18 protein-coding genes and 4 pseudogenes are annotated in these 25,977 nt (G+C 37.5%); 9 read left to right on the forward strand and 13 right to left on the reverse strand.

The window, feature by feature from the left end:
* Positions 1-289 precede the first annotated feature (289 nt).
* Both DW650_RS14955 and DW650_RS14960 read left to right on the forward strand, forming a co-directional pair.
* On the forward strand, positions 290-475 hold the full coding sequence (locus DW650_RS14955; protein ID WP_014080774.1) for a hypothetical protein: 186 nt from the start codon (positions 290-292) through the stop codon (positions 473-475).
* Entirely contained in the window at positions 468-1,076 is a 609-nt protein-coding gene (locus tag DW650_RS14960; protein ID WP_055195104.1) for a hypothetical protein, read from the forward strand. The genes DW650_RS14955 and DW650_RS14960 overlap by 8 nt, the downstream gene beginning before the upstream one ends.
* A gap of 47 nt (positions 1,077-1,123) precedes the next feature.
* On the opposite strand, the gene DW650_RS20345 is transcribed toward DW650_RS14960, so the two are convergent.
* Positions 1,124-1,258 carry a hypothetical protein gene (locus DW650_RS20345; RefSeq protein WP_004844681.1) on the reverse strand — a complete coding sequence of 45 codons (135 nt, stop codon included), beginning with the start codon at positions 1,256-1,258 and terminating at the stop codon, positions 1,124-1,126.
* A gap of 250 nt (positions 1,259-1,508) precedes the next feature.
* Here DW650_RS20345 and DW650_RS14965 point away from each other — a divergent pair.
* Positions 1,509-3,755, forward strand: a pseudogene (locus DW650_RS14965) (tetratricopeptide repeat protein).
* A gap of 37 nt (positions 3,756-3,792) precedes the next feature.
* On the opposite strand, the gene DW650_RS14970 reads toward DW650_RS14965, so the two are convergent.
* The 5 genes from DW650_RS14970 to DW650_RS14990 form a co-directional block, all read right to left on the reverse strand.
* The gene (locus DW650_RS14970) at positions 3,793-4,665 is read right to left on the reverse strand and encodes an ATP-binding cassette domain-containing protein (protein WP_118210384.1); all 873 of its coding nucleotides are present in this window, start codon (positions 4,663-4,665) and stop codon (positions 3,793-3,795) included.
* 3 nt (positions 4,666-4,668) lie between these two features.
* Positions 4,669-5,325, reverse strand: a complete 657-nt coding sequence (locus DW650_RS14975) for a transporter (RefSeq protein ID WP_243006803.1) — start codon at positions 5,323-5,325, stop codon at positions 4,669-4,671.
* On the reverse strand, positions 5,322-6,392 hold the full coding sequence (locus DW650_RS14980; protein WP_118210404.1) for an ABC transporter permease subunit: 1,071 nt from the start codon (positions 6,390-6,392) through the stop codon (positions 5,322-5,324). Before DW650_RS14980 ends, DW650_RS14975 begins: the two co-directional genes overlap by 4 nt.
* Positions 6,393-6,508: 116 nt before the next feature.
* On the reverse strand, positions 6,509-7,687 hold the full coding sequence (locus DW650_RS14985) for a sensor histidine kinase (protein WP_118210385.1): 1,179 nt from the start codon (positions 7,685-7,687) through the stop codon (positions 6,509-6,511).
* Positions 7,675-8,349 carry a response regulator transcription factor gene (locus DW650_RS14990; RefSeq protein WP_009265792.1) on the reverse strand — a complete coding sequence of 225 codons (675 nt, stop codon included), beginning with the start codon at positions 8,347-8,349 and terminating at the stop codon, positions 7,675-7,677. The genes DW650_RS14985 and DW650_RS14990 overlap by 13 nt, the downstream gene beginning before the upstream one ends.
* A 220-nt stretch (positions 8,350-8,569) precedes the next feature.
* Here DW650_RS14990 and DW650_RS14995 point away from each other — a divergent pair, with 220 nt between their 5' ends.
* The 6 genes and pseudogenes from DW650_RS14995 to mobQ all read left to right on the forward strand — a co-directional run bounded on the left by DW650_RS14995 (position 8,570) and on the right by mobQ (position 12,654).
* Complete coding sequence (locus DW650_RS14995) at positions 8,570-9,487, forward strand: ParM/StbA family protein (RefSeq protein ID WP_117738693.1); 918 nt, start codon at positions 8,570-8,572, stop codon at positions 9,485-9,487.
* 3 nt (positions 9,488-9,490) lie between these two features.
* A complete protein-coding gene (locus DW650_RS15000; protein ID WP_062807242.1) occupies positions 9,491-9,874 on the forward strand; it encodes a hypothetical protein in 384 nt (127 codons plus the stop codon).
* 24 nt (positions 9,875-9,898) lie between these two features.
* Positions 9,899-10,240, forward strand: a pseudogene (locus DW650_RS15005) (replication initiator protein A); the annotation flags it as partial.
* Positions 10,236-10,415 (forward strand): annotated as a pseudogene (locus DW650_RS20660) (ATP-binding protein); the annotation flags it as partial. The pseudogenes DW650_RS15005 and DW650_RS20660, both read left to right, overlap by 5 nt.
* A 170-nt stretch (positions 10,416-10,585) precedes the next feature.
* Positions 10,586-10,807, forward strand: a complete 222-nt coding sequence (locus DW650_RS15015) for a DUF3847 domain-containing protein (RefSeq protein ID WP_117767619.1) — start codon at positions 10,586-10,588, stop codon at positions 10,805-10,807.
* 137 nt (positions 10,808-10,944) lie between these two features.
* Positions 10,945-12,654 carry a MobQ family relaxase gene (gene mobQ, locus DW650_RS15020; RefSeq protein ID WP_118210386.1) on the forward strand — a complete coding sequence of 570 codons (1,710 nt, stop codon included), beginning with the start codon at positions 10,945-10,947 and terminating at the stop codon, positions 12,652-12,654.
* Positions 12,655-12,771: 117 nt separating this feature from the next.
* Here the strand turns inward: mobQ and DW650_RS15025 are convergent, their stop codons facing one another.
* The 7 genes and pseudogenes from DW650_RS15025 to DW650_RS15055 all read right to left on the reverse strand — a co-directional run bounded on the left by DW650_RS15025 (position 12,772) and on the right by DW650_RS15055 (position 25,967).
* Positions 12,772-18,609, reverse strand: coding sequence for an ATP-binding protein (locus DW650_RS15025; protein ID WP_118210387.1), 5,838 nt, complete (start codon positions 18,607-18,609; stop codon positions 12,772-12,774).
* A gap of 141 nt (positions 18,610-18,750) precedes the next feature.
* Positions 18,751-19,122 (reverse strand): TnpV protein, encoded by a 372-nt coding sequence (locus tag DW650_RS15030; RefSeq protein ID WP_117920626.1) that lies wholly within the window; start codon positions 19,120-19,122, stop codon positions 18,751-18,753.
* Positions 19,123-19,153: 31 nt separating this feature from the next.
* Positions 19,154-19,471: pseudogene (locus DW650_RS15035) on the reverse strand (23S rRNA (uracil(1939)-C(5))-methyltransferase RlmD); the annotation flags it as partial.
* Positions 19,472-19,801: 330 nt separating this feature from the next.
* Positions 19,802-22,273 (reverse strand): HD domain-containing protein, encoded by a 2,472-nt coding sequence (locus DW650_RS15040; protein WP_015522052.1) that lies wholly within the window; start codon positions 22,271-22,273, stop codon positions 19,802-19,804.
* A 120-nt stretch (positions 22,274-22,393) separates the two neighbouring features.
* Positions 22,394-23,350, reverse strand: coding sequence for a hypothetical protein (locus DW650_RS15045; protein ID WP_007885387.1), 957 nt, complete (start codon positions 23,348-23,350; stop codon positions 22,394-22,396).
* A gap of 171 nt (positions 23,351-23,521) precedes the next feature.
* Entirely contained in the window at positions 23,522-24,115 is a 594-nt protein-coding gene (locus tag DW650_RS15050; RefSeq protein WP_118210388.1) for a hypothetical protein, read from the reverse strand.
* 205 nt (positions 24,116-24,320) lie between these two features.
* Positions 24,321-25,967 (reverse strand): recombinase family protein, encoded by a 1,647-nt coding sequence (locus DW650_RS15055; RefSeq protein ID WP_118210389.1) that lies wholly within the window; start codon positions 25,965-25,967, stop codon positions 24,321-24,323.
* Positions 25,968-25,977 lie beyond the last annotated feature (10 nt).

Raw genomic sequence — 25,977 nt, forward strand, 5'->3', positions numbered from 1 at the left:
TACTTGTTCCAACTATTTTCAATACTTATTTTCCGTATTGACGCATTTCTTCGCCAATCGTATAATTAAGTTAGATACAGAGCATTTCTGTTATCAAAATATTGCCCGCCCACCATTGGCGACTTATAAATGATTGGCTCGAAAATATTGTTCGCTTACCGGAAGCGTCTAATAAATGTCCGGCTTGAAAATTATTTAGAAATTATTTTTGTTTTCGATATTGTGTTTTTATCACACATTGCATATACTATAAATACACAAAAAAGCTAGAAAAAGAGGAGGTGTTAGTATGGCTACTTCAAGTATTACTCATAATTTTGTCGTATCCAATCCAAATAGCGTAAAGCGTTTTGTCGCAGCAATTGACGAAGCTGACCGTGACCGCACACCAAAGCAGACACTTCCCGGACGTCAGTTAACAAACCCACAGGAAATCTTAGCTTTAATGTCAAAAAGGAAGAAAAAACATGTCTGATAAATATTTTACCGTTAATATTCGGGCATATTTGGATAAAGACGAACCGACATATATCGGAGAGGAAAGTCTTTACGACTTACTCTCCGATTTTTCTTGTCCCAAAAATCCCGATGTGGAATACTTTTTATTACATAATGCGATTGAGTTTACCAAAAAAGATCAATCTATCACTTATCTGGTATTTGATGCTGAAGATGCTTCACTGGTTGGTTATTTTTCACTTACAGTAAAACCAATTTCTGTCCGTGCTTCAAATATCAGCAAGACAATGGCAAAAAAGCTGTCCCGTGTCAGTATTTTGGATGAAGAAACACAATCCTATACTACCGCAGCTTACCTGATTGCCCAGTTGGGAAAGAACTATTCTCTTCCAAAGAACAAACGAATCCCTGGAAATATTCTACTGGGATTTGCACTGGAAACCATATCCAGTCTCAAATATTCCGTAGGCGGCGTTATGGAGTTTCTTGAATGCGAAGATAATGAATTTCTTCTGAGCTTTTATACACAGAATCATTTCAAGCCATTTGATACTCGTATTACCGCTTCCCAGAATAATGAGTCACACACTCTGCATCAGCTTTTAAAATTTATTTGATTTAAAAATACATGAAAAAAGCGACAGTCTGATTTACATTTTGTATTTCAGGAAACTGCCGCTTCTTTTTCTTCCTTATTCTGTTTTTCTTCCTCCAACTCCCGGAGGACTTCTTCGCCGTACTTATCAATCATCCGTACCAGAAAATCAATGCACCGCTCAAATTCAATATTCTGTTGCATAAGCTCCTCCTGTCATTGTTTTGATCTGAGCTTATTTTACAGAACCTGCCGGAAAACCACATTGAATAGAAATTGATTGTAAATTGACACAATCAATTTTAAAATATCCGCGTTTTCTTGAATCGAATGTATGTTCGTGTTATGATGGATATACTCAATCTTAACTACGAAAGGGGAATTTCTATTGAATCGATGCGATTTTTCTTCTATTAGCGCTTGCTTAAAAAATCATATCAGCGAAAGTAATCAAATGAGTCAGCCTGATTTTTTATACGAATTATTTGAAGATTTTATGGATGATCCGGCAAATCAGGATTATTCAATGGATAACGGTCTGGTTTGCCGCTGGATGACTGGTCAGGCTAAAATCAGTCCTAAAATATCCGCTTACTATTCCAAGCCATCCAATCAGGAAAAATTAGCCCATACCATCCACCAGAATCTTCTTCCACTGATGTCTGACTGTAATATGGCTATACAAGATATTTACACTTTATTCATTCAGGATGACAGCATCTCAGATGCAAAAAAGAAAAATCTGACTCCCTTATATAAACCAGCCAGTTCAAGACTGCTGTTTCTTGCAAAACTGATCTCTTTTGGCATGGAACGCCAATTCATCAAACGTAATACCAAAAATCAGAAGCTGCTCGCCGGAGGGGCTTTATCCCCCATTGTGCTGGATTATATTATGGATAGTGAGGTTCCGAAACCATGCCGTCATTTTATCGGAAAAGATAAAGAACTGGAAGAATTATATACCATGCTTGAGGAAAACCGTCATGTTTTTCTTTGCGGAATCGCCGGCATCGGAAAAAGTGAACTTGCCAAAGCCTACGCAAAGCAGTACATGAGGCATTACACCAATATCCTTTATGTAGAATATACAGGCAATCTTCATCAGAATATTACTGACATGGATTTTATTGACGATCTTCCGGAAAGCACTGAACAGGAACGGTTTCAAAGACATAACCGTTTTCTGCGTTCCCTGAAATCTGATACTCTGCTTATCATAGATAATTTTAATGTCACTGCCACACAGGACAGCTTTCTGTCAGTAGTATTAAAATATCGCTGCCAGATTTTGTTTACAACCAGAAGCAAACTGGATGAATACTGTACTCTGCCATTAAAAGAAATAGAGGATATGAACGCTCTCTTCCAGCTGGCATCAGTATTTTATTCAGAGGCAGACACGTACCGGCCAACAGTTGAAAAGATCATCGAAACTGTTCACTCTCATACTTTTGCCGTGGAACTGGCAGCAAAACTTCTGGAAAATGGAATCTCAACTCCAGACCAGTTATTAACAAGACTTCAGGTGGAAAAAGCATCTTTCCATAACGAAGATAAAATTAAAATAATCAAAGATGGACAAAGCAGCAAAGCCACCTATTACAGTCATATCCATACGCTGTTTTCGTTATACACTTTATCTCTTAAACAGCAGGATATCATGCGTAATATGTGCTTTCTTCCTTCCACCGATATTTCTGCCCGTATATTTGCCAAATGGCTGGAACTGCCCACACTAAATGAGATCAACGATTTAATTGAGACTGGTTTCGTTCAGACAACAACACGTCGCACTATCTCTCTGCATCCGATGATTCAGGAAATCACCCTTTCAGAGACAAAACCATCTGTAAGTAGTTGTCACACGTTTCTGGATTCTTTACAGCACATATGTTTAATGCATGGAATGGAAGTAGATTATTATAAAAAGCTATTTCAAACAATCGGAAATATCATAGAATTAATTGAAAAAGATGATATGCCAAAGTATCTGCTTTTTCTGGAAAATGCATTTCCATACATGGATAACTATAACTATCACAAAGGTATGAAGGGAATCATTCAGGAACTGAAGGTGCTGTTAAAGACAAAAAACATTGGCACCAACTCTGACCGGGCGTTATTACTGGATTTTCAGGCAACTCTTGAAACCAAACCTGAAAAAGCAATAAAACTGGAAAAGGATGCACTTGCCTAGATAGAAAATATCACTGCTGACAATGCTCGTCTTGTTTCCAACCTTCATGCCAATCTCGGTGGACTTTACCGCATAAACAGTCATCCCGATCTTGCAAGAGAACACATGGAAAAAAGTATCTCACTGCTTGACCAATTTAACCTGCTTCATATAAATGACAGCATACCTCAGATTGCCAATTATGCAATGTTCCTGACAGAACAGCAGGAACCCGAAAGAGGAATCTCCGAATTGCAAAAATTATCCGGCATCATCAAGGAATACCATTCCGATGAATGTCTGGATTATGCCAAAGTACAGGAAACCCTTGCAACCATTTATCTGATGACCGCCAATCTTTCACACGCCAAAACACATTTTAAAAAAGCTTTCAAAATATATGAAAAGATCTGGGCTGATGAGCCTGAAATGATTGAAGCAAAATATCGGGAGATTCAGGAGTTATATCCACAGATTGGATTTTCCATTGGAAAAACTCTATCCGGTCTTTTAACAAAATAAGTACAATTTACGGCGGGCAACTTGCCCGCCGTTATATTCAACTATTCGTCAAATAAATATACGCATCTTCCAAAGTGATATCATTATCCGGGACACACTTCTCATTTGGCTTTCCTTTGCTTAATATTTTCATATGAATTCCATTTTCTACATACTGCTTAGATGAAATAGAATAATTGGCTTCTAACAAACGGGCTTCTTCTGCATTTTGTACCGTACAATTCCAAACACAGCCCTTTGCATTTTCCAGCAATCCACTCACGCTTCCGGAATATAAAAAATTCCCTTTTTTCATAATGGCAAGCTGTGTACAGGTTGCTGCTAAATCTTCTACTACATGAGTGGAAAACAGCACAGTTCTATCCTTTGAAAAATCAACCAGAAGATTGCGGATCCTAATTCTTTCTTCCGGATCTAACCCGGTTGTTGGTTCATCAATAATCAAAAAATCCGGATTATTAAGAAGTGCCTGTATGAGTCCGACACGTCTCTTCATACCACCAGATAATTGCCGCATTTTTTTATTCTGATGCTCTGTAAGAGAAGTCTTTTCCAGATAATAGGTAATTCTTTGTTCGAGGTCATTTCTGGATACTCCTGACAGTCCCCCCATATATACAAGACATTCTTTCACCGTAAGATTCGGATATAAGTCGATTTCCTGTGGAAGATAACCAATCTTTTTCTGTATTTTCTCATAATTTCCCTCGTTATACAGAATTCCATCAAGGGAAACCATTCCTTCCGTTTGTTTTAAAACAGTTGTAAGAACCCTCATCAAAGTGGTTTTTCCAGCACCATTCTCACCCAAAAGTCCGTAAATTCCCTTAGGTATTTCAAGAGATGCCTCATTTACTGCAACTACACCATTTTTAAATCTAACTGTTAAATCATTTATTCTAATACTCATAATCTATCCTCTTTTCTTTAAAGCCATTGGTAATACTGCAAATAAAAACAGCCCCGCTATAAAAGACACAAGCGTTCCATAAATCCAACTCTCGGACATTAATTGAGTAGGTTCACAAAAGCTGAAAGAAAACAATCCCAGATTTCCGAAAAATGAACTTCCCGCTTTTGATATAAGTCCAATGACAATTCCAAATAAACATCCAATACCTGCCCACATATTTCGAAGCAATGTACACAAAATCACAGAGCATATACTCCAAAGCCAGATAGTTCCAAACATTGCAATAAAATATAAAAGAAATATCTGAATACCCGAAATGCCTTCGTTTACACTGCCCGGTTTTTGCCAGAAAAACAAAACATATCCAACACAAGAAAGTATTAATAAATATAATATTTGAACGCCCACTCTCTGCAATATTACTTTTAACTGCTTTTTTTGATCATACAAATGAAATACATCGGCACGCTTACTTTTTACTTCCATCAAATATGTGTCACTACAAAAAATAATTGTTAAAAATGCTATTGGAGACTGAATTGCTGAACCGATTTCTTCATAGTATATAATCGGATGAATAACACACAATATCAGTATAAATGCACATGAATAAAAAATCTTATATAACGACAGGCAGTTTTTTAGTTCCGTTTTCAATGAACCCTCCTCCTTTTCCAGATTGTAACAGAAATACATACTAATATAACTGATGAAATTACAAGAATAATCTGATTTATGTTTGACATTTTGGCTACATGTGTTTCAAAAAATCTGCCAGGGAATCGCACCATAATAGAGAACGGTCTCATATAATAAATATCATTCTTCATGGTCAGCATATTTGAATATATAATGTGTAAAAACAAGATTGGTGCTGCCGGAAGCGGATTTTTAAATATTACTGCTGTAATTGTATAGACACAACATATCATCAAAAGATTCGGAATAATATAGATCAGAGAATTCACGCAAAAATCAATTGGTGTTACTGGAAAGCCCGATTCTAAAGACGTTTTCAAACACAGCATAAAGAATATAACATTCAAAATCACTAATACTCCCAGCATACTAATGAATCCGCTTATTACTTTCCCACATATATATTGGACTGCCGTAACAGGCTTTGTATGTAATAATTCATAGGTACTTTTTCGTGTATCCTGAATAAATAAAAATGATAGCAAGACTGTTGCCAAAAAGGCCATATGCAATCCTGCAAAATCCGTAAATTTTTTGGCAAAGTACCAGGAAAAAGAATGTTCGGATAATTTCCGCTCGATATAATGATTGATTTCTTCTGCTGTCCCCTTATGAATTTCAAGATCCTCATAAGCATATATTGCATTATAATAGCCATATTGGGATTCCAAAAAATCAGAAGCAGTCTTTACATCCATATTCTGAATTTCTTTCATTACATGATCTGCTTCCTGCCTGCTAAATCCAAAACCATTTTGGGAGGTGTCCATTAACGTCTCTTTGATCGTATCTTCCCACTCCCTTCTTCTTTCTTTATCATCAGATGTGGGAATGTACCCATCCATGACATCAGCATCTTCCAATGCTACGTCATTTTGTGTGATCTGTTCATTCTGTTTGATATAATGAATTTGCAAATACGATGACAGACATTGATACATACTGGCAACTATAATAATCAAGCCAATCCACAAAACAGGGTTCTTTAAATAATCAAGTATACTTCTTTTTATGATTGTTTTCATTGTATCTCTTCCTTTCTTTATTTCTTTAACAACATCATACAAATCAATTCTCAATAAATTCACAACAAAAAAGACTAAAACCACTTTATTTGTGATTTCAGCCTTATAAAGTATTTTTATTCAGCTTTGAAAAGAGCTTCTACATGAGCACCGCCTTGTCTGGCATTATATATTTTCAAATTTCCTCCATGCTTTTCACAGAAAATACGAGAAATATACATACCAAGGCCAAAATGCTTTAAATCATCTTGTGGATTCTTATGATAAAATGGCTCTGTTACTTTTTCCTCAGTATCCACAAATCCTATTCCATCATCTTCAACAGAAATTATAAGAAATCCATCTTTTTTCTTTATCTGCAAAGCAATACTTTTTTGTGCATATCGAACCGCATTTTCCAGTAAGTTGTCTGTCACTTCCATGACAAGTTCCTCATCCACTTTCACAATGTTTTGTTCCTGCACTCTTTCTACCTTACATAATTTACTTTCCTTCTTGGATAGCATGGCAGCTTCTGCCTCAATCTTTTTTGCCAGTTCCGATAATTCTATCTCTGAGCATTGCAGTTTCCTCTGTTCTAAACGGGACATTTTTCTCATGTTTTCCGTGAAATGCTCTATACGGTCAATCTGATACATGCCTGTTTGTAAGATATCAATAACATCCTCTGTTTTTATACTCTCAGCAGAAACAAACTCTAAGAGCATTTCCTGATACCCACGCAATATGGAAAGTGGAGAACGTATATCATGTGCAATTGCATTCCGCAAAGCCTTCTCGTCATCAATCATTCGCCACATCTTTCTGTTGTTATCTGCTAAATCACTTCGCATCATTTCAAATTCTTTACACAAAGTTCCCATCTCATCTTTATTTTCATAGGACACATGAAAATCCAGTTCATTATCTGCAATCATTTGTGAGGCATCTTTTAGTTCCTGTAGAGGTGTCTTTAACTTATTTTTATAAAAAAAGAATACCGCAGCAACACTCCCAACAATCGAAAAAATCAGTACCGAATATGTTTCCATAAAGTCACACATTTCCGAAAGATGATGGTCCAAACGGTTCATCTGCGATTGATTAGGTCTTGATATCTCAATCTCGTATTTCTTTCCATATTGCTGAAACACGTCCGTATAATCTGCATAATCAATATATTTTTCCCATATATTATTCTGCATATTTCTTGCAAAATGAACTGTAAATCCAGATAACAGAAATGCTGCCGTTAAGGTGATCACAAAATAAAGCAGAATTGTTTTTTTCAGTGACAAGTTTCTTATTTTTTCCATCGGTATCCAATCCCCCATACAGTTTCTATGTATTCTTTTTCTGAATAATCCGCTATTTTTTTCCTTATACGCCGTACTAATTCCGTTATCGTTCTACTGTCCCCTTCCGCATCATATCCACAGACTTGTGCATATATACGTTCTTTATCAAACACCTGCCCTGGATGCATGGATAAGAATTCAATAATCTGATATTCAATTTTTGTGAACTCCATCCTGTGTCCAGCTATAGCTACTATTTTTTCAGAATAATCAATCAGCATTTCATCCATGAAGCGGTATTCTGTTTTTTGTTGATGCCTTTCTTCTCTCTTTATGTTTGTGACAATCCTTGCTTCCAACTCCCGAAGACTAAATGGTTTCGTAATATAATCATCCCCACCCGAAAGCAACCCATTAATTTTATCATCTTCGTCAACTCTTGCTGTTAGAAATAAAATTGGACATAACACTTTACTGCGTATCAGACGACATACTTCAATCCCATCCATGCGTGGCATATTGATATCCAACAAAATAATATCCGGTTTCATTTCTATTTTATTTAATGCTTCCATTCCATCTGTAGCCGTAATGGTTTCATATTGTTTCATATTAAAATAACTACAAAGCATTTTCACCAATTCTTTATCATCATCGACAACTAAAATCTTGTATTTCATCCAAACCACCTCCAGTATCCATATTATACGATAAAAAACAATGAAATCACAACAAGAGTACATGAAGAACGTAAGCACAATATATCTTTTTTCTCAATTCCTGCTCAATTTCCCCTCAATGCCTTTTTCCTCCGATTTTCGTATGCTTTTCCCACAGCAAAGCAGTACCACACCGGTACGACCTGCTGAATCAATCAATACGAAAACGGAGGTATTTTTTATGCGAGAACTCAGAAACACAAAAATCATTGCTGTAGATCATGGCTACGGCAATATGAAAACAGCAAACACCGTCACCCCAACCGGCATCAAAGCCTATGAAACTGAACCAATCTTCACCGGGAATATTCTGGAATACAACGGCATTTACTACCGGATCGGCGAAGGACACAAAGAATTTATTCCGGATAAAGCTATGGACGAAGAATATTATCTTCTGACACTAATGGCTATTGCAAGGGAACTGAATGTCTTTTCCATCCGTGAAGCAGATGTTCATCTGGCTGCCGGACTTCCTCTCACATGGATCAGAAATCAAAGAGAAGCTTTTCGTTCCTATCTGCTCCAGAATCCAGAAGTCCATTACCTTTTTAACGGCAAAGAGTATTATCTCCGCTTTGTGGGATGCAGCCTTTACCCACAGGGATATCCGGCTATCGTAAACCAACTAGGAAATTTCAAGGGAACCAATCTCCTTGCAGATATCGGAAACGGAACCATGAACATTCTGTATGTCAACAATAAGAAAGCGCAGGAGAGCCGATGTTGGACAGAAAAACTTGGTGTAAACCAGTGCATGATTGCCGCAAAGAACGCTGTTCTGGACAAATTCGGAGTGAAAATTGAAGAATCCACAGTAGAACAGATTCTGCGGTTTGGAACAGCTGACATTTCAACACCATATCTGGATTGTATCAGTTCTATTGCCAGACAGTATGTGGCAGAACTTTTTTCCACGCTCCGCAAATATGAATACAATCCTGACCTGATGCGCCTGTATGTGGTTGGCGGCGGTGGATGCCTGATCCGTAACTTCGGAACGTATGACAAATCACGAGTCACAATCATTGATGACATCTGCGCCACTGCCAAAGGTTACGAATCTCTGGCTTATATGAGCCTGAAAAGGAGGGGATAAACCATGCAGAACAATATCCGCAACACAAACCTGCGCTTTAATCTGGACAAAGAACAGCAGCGGAGAGCCTGGGAATATTTACAGACGATGGACAGGCAGGATTTTAAATCTTACAGTCAGGTAATCTCTCTTGCACTGGTAGATTATTTTGACCGCTACTACCGCACACAGGCTGATCCTTATCTGGAAACAAGAGAACGGGAAGAACTTTTTGTGAAACAGATTGTAGATGCAGTGGAAAACAGTCTGAAACAGGCATTGCCACTTTTTCTTTCCGGACTGACTGCAGGCATGACGCAAAGGGAGCCCCAAATCAGGGCGTCCTTTCCAGCACCTGAAAATTCACAGCCAGATAGTGATGTAGACTGGGATTTTCTTGGAGAATAAACCCTTTTGATTGGAGGTGAACACATGACTGACTTTCTGACAGCAGACACCAACCTGCCATCTTATATGATGTTTCCCCATTTCCTTCTGGACATGGAAATAAACGAAACTGCCAAAATGCTTTATATTATCCTGCTCGACCGGGCAAGGCTTTCCCAGAAAAATGAGGGCTGGTCAGATACAGATGGTCATGTGTTCATTTACTTTACGATTGAAGCACTGGCAGAAGTTCTCCACAAAAGCCAGATGACTGTTAAAACTGCTCTGGCAGTACTGGAAAAACAGGAGCTTATCTTCCGAAAACGGCAGGGACCCGGACAGCCTAATCGGATTTATGTAAAACTCCCAAAAGAAACCATCCACTATATCAGAACTGAATAACGCCGCTGATATCGCACACAAACGAATTTATGACCGTATTCTGGAAAGATGTATTCCTGTCCGTATCAATAACCGGAATATCCGTCAGGACAATGCAACAGCTAATTTAAAGCAGGCGAAAAAAATCCTGTTGAACAATCATGCTCCGAACCAGAATTGACTCGAAGAAGTATAACACAATGATTACTTTTCACTGACAGTGGTACTACTTTCTTTCCTCATTTATTACCAGAAATATATCACTGTCAGTTATCTAAAACCATAGTACCAAAGCATAAGATTTTAAAACTAAAACCGCCCGGATACGGGCATAAAAAGGAGGTGCCAGATATGGCAGATAAAAGAATCATGACACCGGAAGAAAAAGCACTTTTACAGGCAAAACACCGCCAGGAAGAAGCCGAAGCAAGAAATCGCAAAAAAGAACGTGATGCCAGAACACACCGATTAGTCCAGGAAGGAGCCATTCTGGAAAGTATTGTTCCCCATATTAAAGAAATGGATTTAGATTCCCTGAAAAGGGAGCTGATGATCCGGCTACGGGGAATGTAAACGCACAAGTTCTACTCCCGAAGGGCGCACTTACTCACCACCTGATAAATCAGGCAGTGGTATCCCCTTCGGGGCTCGTGCGCTCTGCCGAGGGCTTTATCCGCTGTTGCAGGCAACATCGAAAGGAGGTGCCAGATATGGCAATTTATCATATGCAAGCCAAAGTCGTCAGCCGTGGTTCCGGTCGGTCTGCTGTTGCTGCTTCTGCTTATATGAGCTGTAGCCGCATGTACAATGATTATGACGGCATTCAGCATGACTATACCAGAAAGCAGGGTCTGATCTATCAGGAAGTGATGCTTCCTCCAATGGCTCCATCGAAATGGAATGACCGGGAACAACTCTGGAATGCTGTGGAAGAAAACGAAAAGACCAAAGACAGCCGACTTGCAAGAGAATTTGTTGTCGCACTCCCCGTTGAGTTGGATAAAGACAGCAATATTTCTCTTCTTCAAGATTTTATTAAAAAGAACTTTGTAAATATGGGGATGTGTGCTGATTTTGCCATTCACGATACAGATGGTCACAATCCCCATGCTCACATTCTTCTTACTGTCCGACCACTAAATGAAAATGGAACATGGCAGTATAAAACGGAAAAAGAATATCTCTGTATAAAAGACGGGCAAGAAAAAGGCTTTACTGCTTCTGAATTTAAAACTGCTCAGAAACAGGGATGGGAAAAGCAATATCACTATAAAGTTGGGAAAAAGAAAGAATATCTGACTTCCTCTGTTGCACAGGAAAAAGGATATGAACGGATTGATAAACACCCCAAGAGCAGCCGATATGGCAGACAGAATCCTATTTCTGAACAATGGAACAGTGATGAACAACTTTGCATCTGGCGGGCAAACTGGGCAGATGCCGTAAATAAAATGCTTGCACGTAATCAGATAAATGCTACCATTGATCACCGCAGCTTTGCAGATCAGGGAATCACCGAACAGCCAACCATCCATGAAGGCTACATTGCCCAGAATATGGAAAAGAAAGGCATGATAGCAGACCGCTGTGAAATCAACCGTCAGATTCGTGCGGATAACAAAATGCTCCGAGAATTAAAAGCAAAGGTAGCAAAACTGGCTGAAGCTGTAGAAAAGTCTATTCCAATAATAGCTGAAACGTTAGAAGCAATCCGCAATCATATGATTTTTACACAGTATCATTTACTTCATAATGAGATGCAAAAAGAAGTGATCCATGACTGGATGAATCATTTTAATCCAATACTGAATAAATACAACACCGTTAAAAAGAAACTCAAAGCTAAAGTTACGGAACGGAAAGAACTGAATGTACAAAAGGGTAAAACCAGTATTTTGAATCCCATCCAGCATATAAAATTAAATCAGCAGCTTACCACTATTACCGAAGAAATCGAAGAACTGAAATCAAGGAAAGAGCAGCTAATCTTCCAGGCAGAATGCTCTACCGATAAAGATATGACGAATCTATCCAAGAAATACGACCAGATGAATAACAATCTTGATATCCTAGATTCTCAGGACATCTCGCTCAAAAAACAGCTTGAAAAAGATGCCGCCGCTTTCCGGGAAGAAAAATTTCGTCCTGAACCTGAACAGTATACAGAATTGCTGGACACCAGAATCCAGATACGTCCTGATTTCCGGGATAAGCTGATCGAGCAGCTCAAAGGTACTTTTGGTAAGTATTATGACTATCACCGCCGTGATATTGCCGCCAATAAGGTGGATTATCTCAATGTGGAGGATCCTGATGTTTTCTCCCATCGTGCATGGGAACTTGAATATCAGAGGAAACAGGAGATGCGACAAAATCAGCCTGTTCGGACTAAGGAAAGGGCACATGGTATGGAATTATAATCACTTTAAACAACTATAATCTTGCAAAACATTTTCCCAAAATAAAGCATTTTCTAAAGTCTGTATTTCATTTCAAAACGGCGTATGGATTCATCAATTCCATACGCCCAGTTTCAATCAATAATCCTGCGTATATGATTGCACACAAGTTTTCATCATCAGTGTTCCAAATTGTTGCTCCAATATCCCAATATACTCCTTTTTTATATACAACTTAGTACCACTATATAATGGAATGGCATTTCCATGATACTCGCTGTCACCTTTGTAACTCGATGACCATTTTTTCATAATAAAGACAACATCCTTTTCCTGATTGATTGCAATATATCTTCCATTTAAAAAATCAAATTCAATATGAACATCAAGTAATTTAGAAACCGACGTTCCAGGCCATAGATAGTCTTCATCTTCTAGTTCTCGATCTAGCGTTCTAATAAAATCAATCAATGATTCCGGATTATCTAAAATCGTATAAATTTCTCCTTCCTCAACCGCTGTGGCTAAATATTGTTGGAATGGAATTTGATGTTCATCACCAGCTTCTCCTACTATTCCTTGATATGCAAATATCAAAGATGTCTGGTGATAATCGATATGTTTTTTTATCTCAGAGCATCCAATTAGAATATATTCATCTTTATTATTTATGAGAAAAGGCTCGCATGAATTATTCTTGTCATATAGATGATTTTGTGGTTGCATATCTCGACACTTAAATAATTTATACATTCCCTGATAATCAGGTATCAATCGGAACAAAGTCTGTGGAAGCAACTCGGGTTCTCTGTCAATAAAAGCTTTTTCAATAATTGCATGGAGCGCATATTGAATTACATATGACTTGTACACAGTATTGGTTTCAAGAATCTTACTTGCCCCTCCAACAAAATCTTGCATTTTATCGTTCAATCTCCTTGACGCATGCAATTTTTTATAAATTTCTATATAATTAATACCAGAAGTATCAAGTACCTGCATAATTGGATCTCTATATACTGAATTCTCAGCATATTCATCGGTTCCTTCTTGAACCTCTTCTTTTCCAAGATCATATAGTTGTTCTGCCAAGTAAAACTCAACATCTTCCTGTTCCATATAATCAGGTGCATGTTTATCAGAACACACCAAAAGATAACTATTATACACTGTAAATTCGGAAAATATGACGTCTAGAAGCAAATTTCCAGTTGGATAAACAACATTAATTGCACTTATCATCCGATCTATATTCATATCCTTCAGACACCAACCGTAACACCTTACTAAATCTGCAATTGCTATTTGTGTCACAAGATTATATTGTTCATAATGTTCTAGACAAAACACTATTGATTCTGTAAATTCTGAAAATTTCTCTTTTTCAGCAGCATTCGCCAAATAAGCATACGTTGCCAGAAACGATTCCTTACCTCCATCAATAAACCGCATTAATAAGCAATTTCGTAGCTCTAACAGTTCATCCGTTTCTTCAAAAATATTATCACTAGTATACTGATCAAGATTCGGAAAACGAAGTTTCATAATATCAAATACATTTCTCCAAATCTCGACAATAATATCTTTATCATACTCAAATGCAAAAAGTGCGTCCAAAAGGCCTTTTGTAATTCTGCCCGAATGTGAAATAATAACTTCAGGTAATTCACTATAAAACGTATTACGCCCCACATCAGAACTTAGTCGTATACTATTGAGAAATTCATCCTTATCAATTAACGAACTTCCCCATTCATATGAGTAAAGGTACATCAACATATGAACTTCTGACATTTCTTCATCGTCCAGTTCCAGCCGCCCAATGATTTGCAGAATAATATCCTTACGCTTCTGACTATAACTCCAGCCACCAGATTTAGTAATTATGAATCTTAGTAATTCAAGTAAAGTGCCTTTATCATTCTGATAATTTTTAAGGAATCCACAGATATCTTGTACGTCTCGTTCAATTAAATCATGTGTTTCAAACCATTTCTTTGCGTCCTCTGGAGTTAAGGCTTCAAAACATGTTTGAGTGGCTTCAAAAACATCAATTGTTTTCTTATCTTCTTTGTTTTCCATATCGTTAGTTTTCTTTATATGGAAATATTCTATATACTGTGAAACATCAAATCCTGCTGCCTCAACTGTTAATAAAAATTCTTTAATGCTTCCATCTTTCCACGAATCATTGTCCGGCCAAGGATTATCAAGGATATTGTATCTTGAAACGATATTGATAACAAATTCTTTCATCCGAGACTTGATTAGTAATCTTTCATCAACATCTGCTCCTGTGCACATCTGCTCTAATGTTCTGAATATAGATGTGGATGCATCAATTATTCTCGGACTTGTATCATTTGGAAGCGACTCAATCAGTCCAATTACAATATCCAAAAAGCCCAAATCATTGCAATATTTTTCTATAGCAGAACGCAACATACCTTCCACAACCCAGCTTTTTCCAAACTTAATTTGTAACTCAAACAGAAATGCAAGTGCATACCTCGAATCTGTTTTGAGCAATTTATCAAACCAGCGGTTTAAGAAGTGCTTTGTTTCTCTTCCATCAGTATGATTCCAAAGAGCTATTGTCATTTTTGTTATTGTATCCCGTTCCTCCTCTGGATTTCCTGAAACAGATTCAAAAAAAACGTTATAAGAATCCATAATCTGTAACAGAATTATATCTTTATGATATCCATATGCAACAAGATAACGTGTAGAAATATCAAAACATTCTAACGCCTCAGTTTGATTATACTTTGAAATAAGACTAACAAAACGCAACTTTGCCGCAGCTATGCAATCATATACCTCATTTTTTTCTATTTTCTCTTGAGTCCTTAATAAATAAGGTTTTACAATTTCATAATTATTAATAGTCAAAAAGCGAGATATTACCCCCAAAAATTCAGCATCAGTTAATGGACCTCCCATAGTATGATCCAAACTTGTTCCCGTTTCATCATCAAGCCGTTCGAGAATACTCAATGCTTTTTCCAGATCACCAACAGTACCATTTTGAACAATCAGTTCTATTGCCTGTTCATATGACCTTGTTAACTCATTCTGAAGAAAATACAAATCACAAGTACGTGGTTCTCCCTTGAAAACTTCCGTATCCTGTAACAATAATTCCAAATTAGTAATCACTGATTCACAGATTATTTTAGAATTCATTTGTTCTGTGTGTGCACATAATTCTGCCATCTTTACAGAATAGATGATCCAATTATAGAACCAGTTAATATTTTCGCAATCCGAACAGACTGTCTCTATAACTTTCCTATCCCCCTTCTCAGCGAGATAATATATTTGTGAGAATAATTCTATAAAAATTCTTATATCTTTTTCTCCTGGCATCCTCAATGTTTTGATTTTTTCCCATTTTCCAATTGCAACCTCAAAGGAAATTTCACTTTGCGGATAATATCCTGTCTCAATATATGAAAGATAGTTTTTCCAATAAATTAGTTGTTGCTCTTCCGCAATTGAAGCAATTTCATCAAATTCTATATAGTCCTTTAGCTCACCATACGCAATCTCAATACATTGGTTTCTTATTGAAGCTTTTTCTTTTTCTATTGCCTCCATAAGTTTAGGAATGATACTAACTCCTTGTTCATCAAGATAATATCTATAATAATATTTAAGTTCCTCAATCTTGTACTGCTTAGCCTCTATATCTAAATACAATTTCCACCAAGGTGTAATACCAGCTTTCGAAGAAATATAACACGCAATTTTGCCTGTATTCATATCAAAGCTAGGTTTTCCATCAATCTGCATTAACTGATTTAGTTTAGAAGCACCCTTAATATCACAGAGTGCCTGAAAATATTCTTCCCCAGTACTTTCGAATTCGTTCATATCATCGAGCATTGCCAATAATTCACCCGCTGTTATCAACGCAACTAAATTTCTGATTCTAGCCGCACTTCGAATAATACAATTCAGATTCATTCTTATGCGTTTTCTAGAATACCCCTCTGCAACTGCATTAAGAACAAATTTTTTGTCAATCAAGGCAATATTTTCAGCATCCTTCTTGATCTTATACAATAGTTCCGAAAGATAATAAAACGACTTGTCAAATTTAAAAAACGGTTTCTCCTGTAGCCAATCAGTAAGAATACCATAAACATTTTTCTCTATATCAACTTTTCTATTTTCTAATGAAGATAATACAAACCGGCGAAAACTTTCATGATAAATTGAAAAACCACCACTTAACACGTTTTCCGCCAATAATGGATGAAGCATCGATATATCTTGCTCTACAAACTCTCCATCTCCAGTAATCTCCATTAAATCATTTAGACTAAGATAAAAATCTGCCCCGCAAAGTGCATTAACTGTGCGATTATTATGAATCTTTTTATACAAATAGGAATAATACTCAGATAAACTGATATCGTAATCTGGTATTCCGTCAATTAATTCTTTATTTACATTTGAGTTTCGTAACTGACGCAAGATATAATTGAGGTAAAGCGCATTTCCCTGAGATTTCTTAAGTAGATATTCACTTATTGATGAATCATCTCCTTTAATAGTATCATCAGCAATCTGAAAGGTCGCCATCAAGGATTTCACTTGCTTAATACCCCATGGTTCAATTTTAAATATACAGTAACTATTGGCTTTGAATTCATCCAGTGCGTCTATTGGTTGCGATGCTATTGTGACATAGCAGTTATCAGGAAAATGAATTTCCAACAATTCCGAAATAATTTCAGTTTCTGAACGTGAAATAAGATCTTTATGCAGATCATATTCTCTGGAGATATGATCTAGACCATCTACTACTAAATAAAATTCCCCTCCAATAAGTCGAAGCAGATTTTCAAGCTCTGCTTTATCAGCACCCAACATTGTATTCTTATGCTCTACTAATTCTGGATATTGTTCCACAATCTGTGAAACTAGATTACCATATAAAGAAGTTACACGTATTCTCTCTAGACTATTTGTGTCCTGCAATGACTGAAAGCAATTATAATGAATAACTTTACTGTCATCATTCTCAAGTTTATCTATGTATTCATCGACAAGCCAAGACTTTCCAGAACCAGGATTACCAGTAATAATAACACGTTTTGAATCACGAATTGCTCTGTGCAGACTTTCAATCTCATCGTCAAGCATAACCTTATGCGCTGAATCTACCGGAAATCTCTGGTCGAATTTCCCATAATCCCTTATAAATCCAAGGCGTCCCATTAACGTATTGATATAAAGTCTATTCCCCATCGCTCTGGAACGCTTCACTTCCGTAGCAAGCTTATAAATAACTTCTTCTAAGTTTAGATTATCATTTGGATATATTCCTACGCCCAATTTCTCAGCTTGCCGAATAATTACATTTTCTATTCCGCCAGGATTTTTTAAATCAAGACTTGCCTTTGGCATTTCCAGAATAATCGTAAGTTCATTGCAAAATGATAAAAAGGCTTCTCTATCGATGAGCCCTGACTTAACCGCCAAATTAAACTTTCTCCATGTTTTTGGCGGTAGATTTCCCACTGGCCAAAACCCCTCGCCATCAAACGAATATGCAACAATTGAAAAAGGCAAAGCCTGTTCTTGAATAGGTTTCAAAAACTCTACAATCGGATCATCATCATCGGGCCTATTCCACGCAAGGCACAATTTTATCTGAGTATCATTTTCAGATTCTTTTCTCGTTTTCCAAGAAGCAAAAAGATCGCATAATGCCGTATCATGTCCATTTCCATTTGCGAAGTCATCTTTAGCAAGTTTATGGGAATATTCATCATCAGAATACTTAATCTGAAATTCAGTAGTACCATTAGGTGTCTTCACCTTTAGATCATCAAATTTATCTCCACTAAAATCCTTACGATCAATAATTATTTCAGCATCTGTCTGTTTAAGCATTAGTTGTAGGATTATCGAAACAGTAAAATAATCCTGATATTCATATCCTTCATGGATTGGACTCTGCATTTAATGACCTCCTCACCTTAACACTAAGTAAATTAACTTTTCAATTCTTCCCTTATTATCAATATCATACCATCTTCTTACCCCATTTTCTATATAAGCTCTTACAAACACTGAAAAGCTCCCGAAGGAGCTTTCCACGCTTTAAATATACACTAATTCTTTTAACACAATCTCTTCTGCTGCATTTCGGATATTATTTACCGCTCTGACCCATTCCATCTGATCACAAGCTTTCAATTCTTCTGTAATGCCCTGCCTCTCCATCATCTGACGCACCAGAATATCCATTCTCTCCTGCACTTCATCGTCCACCGCATTCAGATGTTCTGTCAATCTGTCTTCCAACATATACAGTGAATACATTGCCGGACGATGCTCTTTCAGATATGTTTTCCGCAACATTCCGTATTTCCCATAATGCGGTTCTTCATTTGTACTGACAAGATTCGGATAGTAAATTCCGTCTGCGCCAAGTGTGTAGGTTCCACCCATTTTTTCAAATGTGCTTTTCATGTGTTATTCCTCCTTGAAATCAGCGATGTCCTTAGATCATCGCATAATATTTCAGGGCAGCCTTGATAGCATCTTCTTTCTCTTTCGGGCATTGTGGAACTCTTGCATTTTCCGATTTTGGAAGATTATAGTTTTCTCCCACTTCAATTCCACATTTGCGTTTTACCTGAGAAATATATAAACTTGAAACCTTCAAGCCAAATTCTTTCAGCACATAATCTTTGATTTCCTGATAGGTTGCTTTCAACTCGGCACTGGTGGCATCCAGCTCATCCAGGTCCAGGTCGATCTCTATGGTGTCATCCGGCTTTTGTTGGGACAAAAGAACTACCGTTTCAACATGTGTCGATAGGGTAATTGAGATGCACTTTCCAGAGTTTTCACTTTACTCTGGGAGCGAAAAATGTTGCAATCCTCTGTGACGAGGCTGCAAAAAATTGACATGATGCTCTCTCTTATGCCCCTGCATAGCAAAAGATTGCATTGTATTTTAGATGTAAGCCAGACCAGCTTACGATTACTCTGCTCTTTCTCTATGGTCCACTACTCATCCCTTGATGATAACTTCTAAGATATTGTACCATAAATTGTTTATTGGGGAAATTACTTCCCGATAAAAATGGGCAGAAGAAAACCTCCAAATCTGTTGTGGACTTGGAGGCATTATTCCAACCATTTACTATCTTAAACAATAATTTGTCTCTTTATATTTTGTCTCAATAAAAACATCTAACAAAGCTTTTTGCTCTGTAGATAATTCAGCATGATCTCTAATCCATAAATGAATTGCTTTTCCTATTGCATAAGATAATTTTTCCTGTTGCGATGCACTTATATTATTTCTAGAAACATTCGGGATAAATTCTCGATTAAAAATATTAATAACGGCTCCCTTTAATATTACTCCATCAACAAGATATGGTATCTTAATCCTTAATCCTGATAGTAAAACATTCTTAACATAGCATGTATCAGTATTTTCCCATCTAAATCTTCCTTTAAATGTATTTTCCTCATTATAAGGCAAAACAGCATTTGATTCTCCTGTGACAACCCCTTTTTTTATAATTTCTGGCTTTACTGGTGTTAAAGAGCCATGATGAAACTGATTTCTAAATCCGCCTAATGTATATCCACCAATAATGCTCTCACTTGACTCTTCTATTATAAAATCGTAATCTTCAAACTCATCTTCATCTCCCCATATATTTATAGCTTCATAATTTCCTATCTTATCAAGTGCTTCTTGGTAATCTTCTAAAACATCATAGGCTTTAAGGAATTCACTTTCTTCATCTTCTGTAATAATCGGAATTTTCAAGAATGTAATTTTCCCATCTTTAACAAAGTTTTTAATGGATATATTTTCTTCATCCACCGAATACTCCTCTTCATTATAGCAATAACTCTCGTACCCATTTATGTCACTTAAATATTTTGCAAAATTTATTTGTTTATAGCTACAATCAATGAATGCCTCTATACCACTTAAGTATTCTGAAAGACATATGTTTTCTGCAATTATTGTTTCAATCCTCTTAATATTACATTCCAATGGCATTGATACACCTTTTTCCATTGTTGATATTTTAATCGGTATTCCACAATCCAAAAAATTATTTTCTATAAAAGATACCAATCTTTCTATATTATTATTGAACACACTTAAACATTGGTCATAATCTAAAATTATTTCTGTTCCCTGCTGTCTTACAGTATCTTCATAAGTAAGGCATATGTACTCACTGTTTCTTTCAAATGAAATTCGATTCATTTTCTGTTCATTATAATAAACTGTATTAACCTCCACTTTATCGGATAGCATAAAACATGCCAAAAAACCTATTCCATAATGCCCTATTGGCGAATATTCTCTATCTTGTAGCCTATAATCATCTGACGCATAATAAGATACACCAACATTCAGAAAATACTTTTTCAAAATATCTATAGACATACCACTACCATTGTCCATAACCATAACTTTTTTTCGATCTTTGTCCAAAATCACTGAAATATATGGCTGATAATTTTGATATCTAAATTTTTCCATTTTAGTGGCCGATTCTTCCATAGTCTTACATGCATCAATTGAATTTTGTATTAATTCTCTTAACCCATATTTTCTATCACCATAAATATGCTCTCCCATCAATAAATTGGTCACTGCATTATAATCCAAAGAAAGTCTTAAATCAGAAAAACTAAAACCCTTCGATTGAATTTGGTTTACTACATTTGTTTTTAATGGTAATAGATATTTCTCGTCTACAAAACTTTCACATAAATCTACAGCATTTTTTAATTCTCCATTAATAGCATCAAAGTATTTTAAAAGTTTTCTATGAACAGATGGGTCCTGACTTGTACCCTGAAAGAAAATTTCTAATTCATTTGTTTTAGGGTTTCTTCTTATTTTATCATAGTTCTCTATCACAAAATGTTGTTTCCATTCTAAATCACTAAATTCCTTTGGGTTCAAATATTTATATAAATATAATGGTGCTCTTTGCTCATCAATATCCAAATAGTCAGATATTCTAAGTAGCACAGAGATATACTGTGCATTAAGATCAAAATGTCCCTTTTTTTCATCATTATGCAAGTTCTTTTTTATCCATTCAAAATCTTCATTATGCGACATGCATATTTGTGCAAGTTCAGATTTAAATGAAATATTTGTTGATTCTGGAATCAAAAATAACCTTTCATCCATCTTTGTCTCAATATAATCTCTCGCACGTTTACCATGTACCGGCCTTACGCACTCTTGCAAAGCGGTCATTTCATCCCCATATTTCTCAAGTACTTTACTATATTTTCTTTCACCCAATATCGCATGGTCTGCTTTGATTTCCTTAATTTCGTCCACATTTGCAATCATTCCAATATCATGCAACAATGCACTATATATAAGTAATGCTACTTCTAATTCACTTAGTTTATTTATATCCACAACAAGTGCATACATATATTCCATCACATTTATAGAATGTCTTACACCATGAACTGTATAACTTGCAAAAACATTATTAATTTGCGGTAATATCGTATTAGCATATTCTATAGTTTCATCTAACTTACTTAAAAATTTACTATCTTTTTCCTTTAACCACATATATAAATGGCTTTCCTGTACTTTTTCTATCATCTTAATCACTCTCTATTAGTTATTACCTAATTCCAAATATCCATCTAATTTCAATATTCCTAATATAACAGGAGCCTCCAAGTTATTTAAACTCAAAGGCTCTCTTTTTCTTACATAACTTTATGCAAGTGCAGGTTCCTTCCCTGCAATAATCGCTTTCACTTCTTCTATATCCTTATCTGTGGCTGAGGCTATCTGCTCTGCTGTAAAACCATTCTTATACATTTTTATAATAAGTCCTGCTTCACCTTCCGCACGTCCAATCGCAATACCCTTTTCTTCAATTCCCTGACTCAAGTTACACATAACGCTCACATCCTTCCTGAAGTTCTCCTCAATAGGAATATCGTATTCATTTCCAATTATGTTTAGTTTTTCATCTATTGTAAGTTCCTGTGACAGCAACGCTCCTAACAGACGGTGCAGTTCATATGTCTCATCATGTTCCGGCAGATTCTTTGCCAGTCCAAGCATGATGATATTCAGCAGATCAAGATTTCCCTTCCATTGATAGGAACCGATCAAATCTTCTTTTGTGAGATGCACATGGCTCATGCTGCTCTCTTCCATGTTCATACATACCCAGATCGAATATACACGCTTAATGTCATCGTAGCTGGAATTCTCAAAATCACGTTCTTTTTGTGATGAGATCAGTCTGCTCACATAAAAGATTGCCCGGTTTAAGATTTCGTATCCCTTCGGCTCATCTTTCTGTGCTTCCACATTTATGATGATCTGTGACAATCCGTCTCTCATACGCACATAAAAAACGATATCAAATCTTACCAGACCTTCATTGATCTCTTCATTTTCTGTGTTGAAACCGACCAGTCTCTCACCATTTTTTTCGCTGGCTGCATTTGTGAGTCCAGGCTCTACCGGTACCGTACTGATATGTGGTGTTCCCTCAATGCAGTCGACCACATCCTTGGGATTCATGCCCTTAAACTCATCAACTGTTTTTACCAGTATATGTGCCAGTATGCTTTTCTGTCCTAACAGACGCTTTGCACTCGTATCATACTGTGCTTTTGAATCTGTTGCTTTCACTGCATTTTTCAATTCTGTATTCACTGGCCTTCCTCCTTTTTGTAACAGATATAGTCATCCCCAAAAAGGCATCTGACCACACCTATATTATAACTTACCCATTTCTTTTATACAATCAATTTTTACATTTGGAAAATGAACATAAGAAAAACTCCAAACCTGCCATAGACTCGGAGTCTTGATTCCATCCATTTTTTACATTGTCTGCACTGGAACATGTTGTTCCTGCTCCTCATGTTCCAAAACATCCTGTTCTGGCACAGGCTCTATACCGTTTGCTTGCTCCTGCCCTTTTGCCATATACCGGATTTTAATGCTGCTGTAATCAACCACTGCCGGTTCCAGCACTTTTTTCTCTAACATGTTTAACATCGCTTCGGTGTCAAATTTCCCCTCAAAATAAAGTTCCTCATCCACCTTTATCGGTACATCCATTTCTTCCGGTGAACTGCCAAGAATCGTCCTCCAGCGTCCGGCTACTTTTCCACACATTTCCATAAATCTTTCATGGATATCCGGCTGTTCATTACAGGTCTGCAAAATTCTTTGTGCCACCTTTCTCCATGTAGGTGTCTCTATCCATTCTCCCGGCGCGAACTGGACTGCCAGCGGTCTTTTCCCTTTCAGTTCTGCCGGGGACACTGTAATAAGACTGCTTTCCCGGATTGTATCTTTCATGTCTGTCCTCATTTCTCCACTTCGGTACATCTGGAGCAGTGCATCACATTTCGTGTTTACAAGCTGTAACATTTCCTCCCTCAGTTCTTCTATCAGTTGCTCATAATTCATACGCTTTTCTCCTCCTGTCGCACACTTACTTCATGTGCTTTTTCTATATCCACTTTCTTTTACTCATTTTCCGTTATATGCTTTCTGCTGTCCTTTCCTATTTTATGCCAACAATAAAACGCCCGGAGCATCGGGCATTTTATTCTTACCATAAACTGGCAGGAACAACGTTTCCTATTTACTTGCTGCCATTCCTGCCGCAGCCTTACTCATATCGAATCTCCTGTTCCATGACAATGCCTGACTGGAACTGTATCAGCAGCTTCTCGCTGGATTCCACTTTGATGGTCGAGATCAGCCGTCTGACAAGGTCATTGTCGAACTCCGGTATCTGGCAGGTGCTTGTGCTTAAGTAATGGTCGATATCTTGGATTCTCTGTTCATAGCTGTCAGCCATCCGTTTCTCGTTTCTGGCTGTTTTCTGTGCCTCTTTTAGGGCATTGATTTCCTCTGCTATGGTGCGGTAGCGTTCATCAAACTTCGGTGTGTAGGAGCCGGTCTTTGCATTCTCCGCAATCAGTGCCACCATCTCTTCCTGCTTTTCTTTTATCTTTTCTTTTATCTTTTCTTCGTATTCCCCGGACTCTTTTGCGGTGCTGTAGTTCCCGATGACATGGATGATGTTCTGCCGGAAGTTTTCCATAAATTCCATATCATCACTCGTGATCCTGTGGATGGCTTCCATCACCGCCCTGTTTAATGCGTTCTCTTCCAGTGTTTCGGATTCCCCGCATTTCTTCACTCCGTTGGTCAGCCGGTTGCTGCATCTCCAGACAACTTTCTTTTTCCCGTTTCTCGCCCAGGTGACTCTCCGGTACTCCTGCCCGCATTTTCCGCAGATCAGCATGCCGGTCAGTGCATAGGTGGAGGAATACCTGCTCCTCTGGTTCTTCTTCCAGGTGACAGCCGCCTTGCATAAGGATGCCCTCCGCATCATCTCTTCCTGTACCCTGTAGAACAGCTCCTTCGGGATAATCGCCTCATGGTCATCTTCCACATAATACTGCGGTACGATTCCAGTGTTCTTGACTTTCTTTTTTGTCATGAAATCCACCGTATAGGTTTTCTGCAGTAATGCATCTCCCATGTATTTTTCATTGCGGAGCATTTTGTCTATTACCGTGGAATGCCATTTGTCCTGCCCTGTGGCGGTCTTGATTCCCTGCTCTTCCAGATGCTTTGCGATCTTCCCGGTACTGTAGCCCTCCAGATAAAGCCGGAAAATCAGCTTTACGATCTCTGCCTCTTCGGGTACGATGACCAGGTCACCATCCTCGTTTTTGGTGTATCCCATGAACTTTGTGCAGTTTACGATGACCTTGCCTTTTTCAAATTTCCTCACGACTCCCCAGCGGATGTTCTCACTGATGTTGCGGCTCTCCTCCTGTGCCAGACTGCTCAAGATGGTAATAAGGATTTCGCCGGTTCCCTCCAGTGTATTGATCCCCTCTTTCTCGAACACCACCGCCACGTTCTTTTCCTTCAGTTTTCGGATGGTCACCAGCGAGTCTACCGTGTTCCTCGCAAACCTGCTGACCGACTTTGTAAGGATCATGTCGATCTTTCCTGCAAGGGCATCCTGTATCATGACATTAAAGTCTGCCCTCTTTTTGGTGTTTGTTCCACTCTTTCCGTCATCCGCATAGATGCCGGCATTTTTCCAGTTTTCGTTTTCCGATATCTTGCTGGTATAATACTCCACCTGTGCCTCATAGCTGCTGTCCTGCTCTTCCAGTTCCGTACTGACACGGCAGTAGGCAGCGACCTTCATTTTCTTCTCTGACAGTTTCACATTCCGGTCATACTGCACCTTGGCAGGTATCATGCTGATCTTTTTTGCTGTTTCTGCCATCTGCTCTCCC

It is taken from the genome of Roseburia sp. AM23-20 (assembly GCF_003470905.1).
GTDB classification, from domain to species: Bacteria; Bacillota; Clostridia; order Lachnospirales; family Lachnospiraceae; genus Roseburia; species Roseburia rectibacter.

What these genes read in the sequence shown, in the direction of transcription:
- DW650_RS15040 (WP_015522052.1), bottom strand. Translation starts at nt 22,273, where the DNA reads ATGATAGAAAAAGTACAGGAAAGCCATTTATATATGTGGTTAAAGGAA.
- DW650_RS15025 (WP_118210387.1), bottom strand. Translation starts at nt 18,609, where the DNA reads ATGCAGAGTCCAATCCATGAAGGATATGAATATCAGGATTATTTTACT.
- DW650_RS15050 (WP_118210388.1), bottom strand. Translation starts at nt 24,115, where the DNA reads ATGAATTATGAGCAACTGATAGAAGAACTGAGGGAGGAAATGTTACAG.
- DW650_RS15055 (WP_118210389.1), bottom strand. Translation starts at nt 25,967, where the DNA reads ATGGCAGAAACAGCAAAAAAGATCAGCATGATACCTGCCAAGGTGCAG.
- DW650_RS14990 (WP_009265792.1), bottom strand. Translation starts at nt 8,349, where the DNA reads ATGAAATACAAGATTTTAGTTGTCGATGATGATAAAGAATTGGTGAAA.
- DW650_RS14970 (WP_118210384.1), bottom strand. Translation starts at nt 4,665, where the DNA reads ATGAGTATTAGAATAAATGATTTAACAGTTAGATTTAAAAATGGTGTA.
- DW650_RS14995 (WP_117738693.1), top strand. Translation starts at nt 8,570, where the DNA reads ATGCGAGAACTCAGAAACACAAAAATCATTGCTGTAGATCATGGCTAC.
- DW650_RS14980 (WP_118210404.1), bottom strand. Translation starts at nt 6,392, where the DNA reads ATGAAAACAATCATAAAAAGAAGTATACTTGATTATTTAAAGAACCCT.
- DW650_RS20345 (WP_004844681.1), bottom strand. Translation starts at nt 1,258, where the DNA reads ATGCAACAGAATATTGAATTTGAGCGGTGCATTGATTTTCTGGTACGG.
- DW650_RS15000 (WP_062807242.1), top strand. Translation starts at nt 9,491, where the DNA reads ATGCAGAACAATATCCGCAACACAAACCTGCGCTTTAATCTGGACAAA.
- DW650_RS14985 (WP_118210385.1), bottom strand. Translation starts at nt 7,687, where the DNA reads ATGGAAAAAATAAGAAACTTGTCACTGAAAAAAACAATTCTGCTTTAT.
- DW650_RS15015 (WP_117767619.1), top strand. Translation starts at nt 10,586, where the DNA reads ATGGCAGATAAAAGAATCATGACACCGGAAGAAAAAGCACTTTTACAG.
- DW650_RS14960 (WP_055195104.1), top strand. Translation starts at nt 468, where the DNA reads ATGTCTGATAAATATTTTACCGTTAATATTCGGGCATATTTGGATAAA.
- DW650_RS15030 (WP_117920626.1), bottom strand. Translation starts at nt 19,122, where the DNA reads ATGAAAAGCACATTTGAAAAAATGGGTGGAACCTACACACTTGGCGCA.
- DW650_RS14955 (WP_014080774.1), top strand. Translation starts at nt 290, where the DNA reads ATGGCTACTTCAAGTATTACTCATAATTTTGTCGTATCCAATCCAAAT.
- mobQ (WP_118210386.1), top strand. Translation starts at nt 10,945, where the DNA reads ATGGCAATTTATCATATGCAAGCCAAAGTCGTCAGCCGTGGTTCCGGT.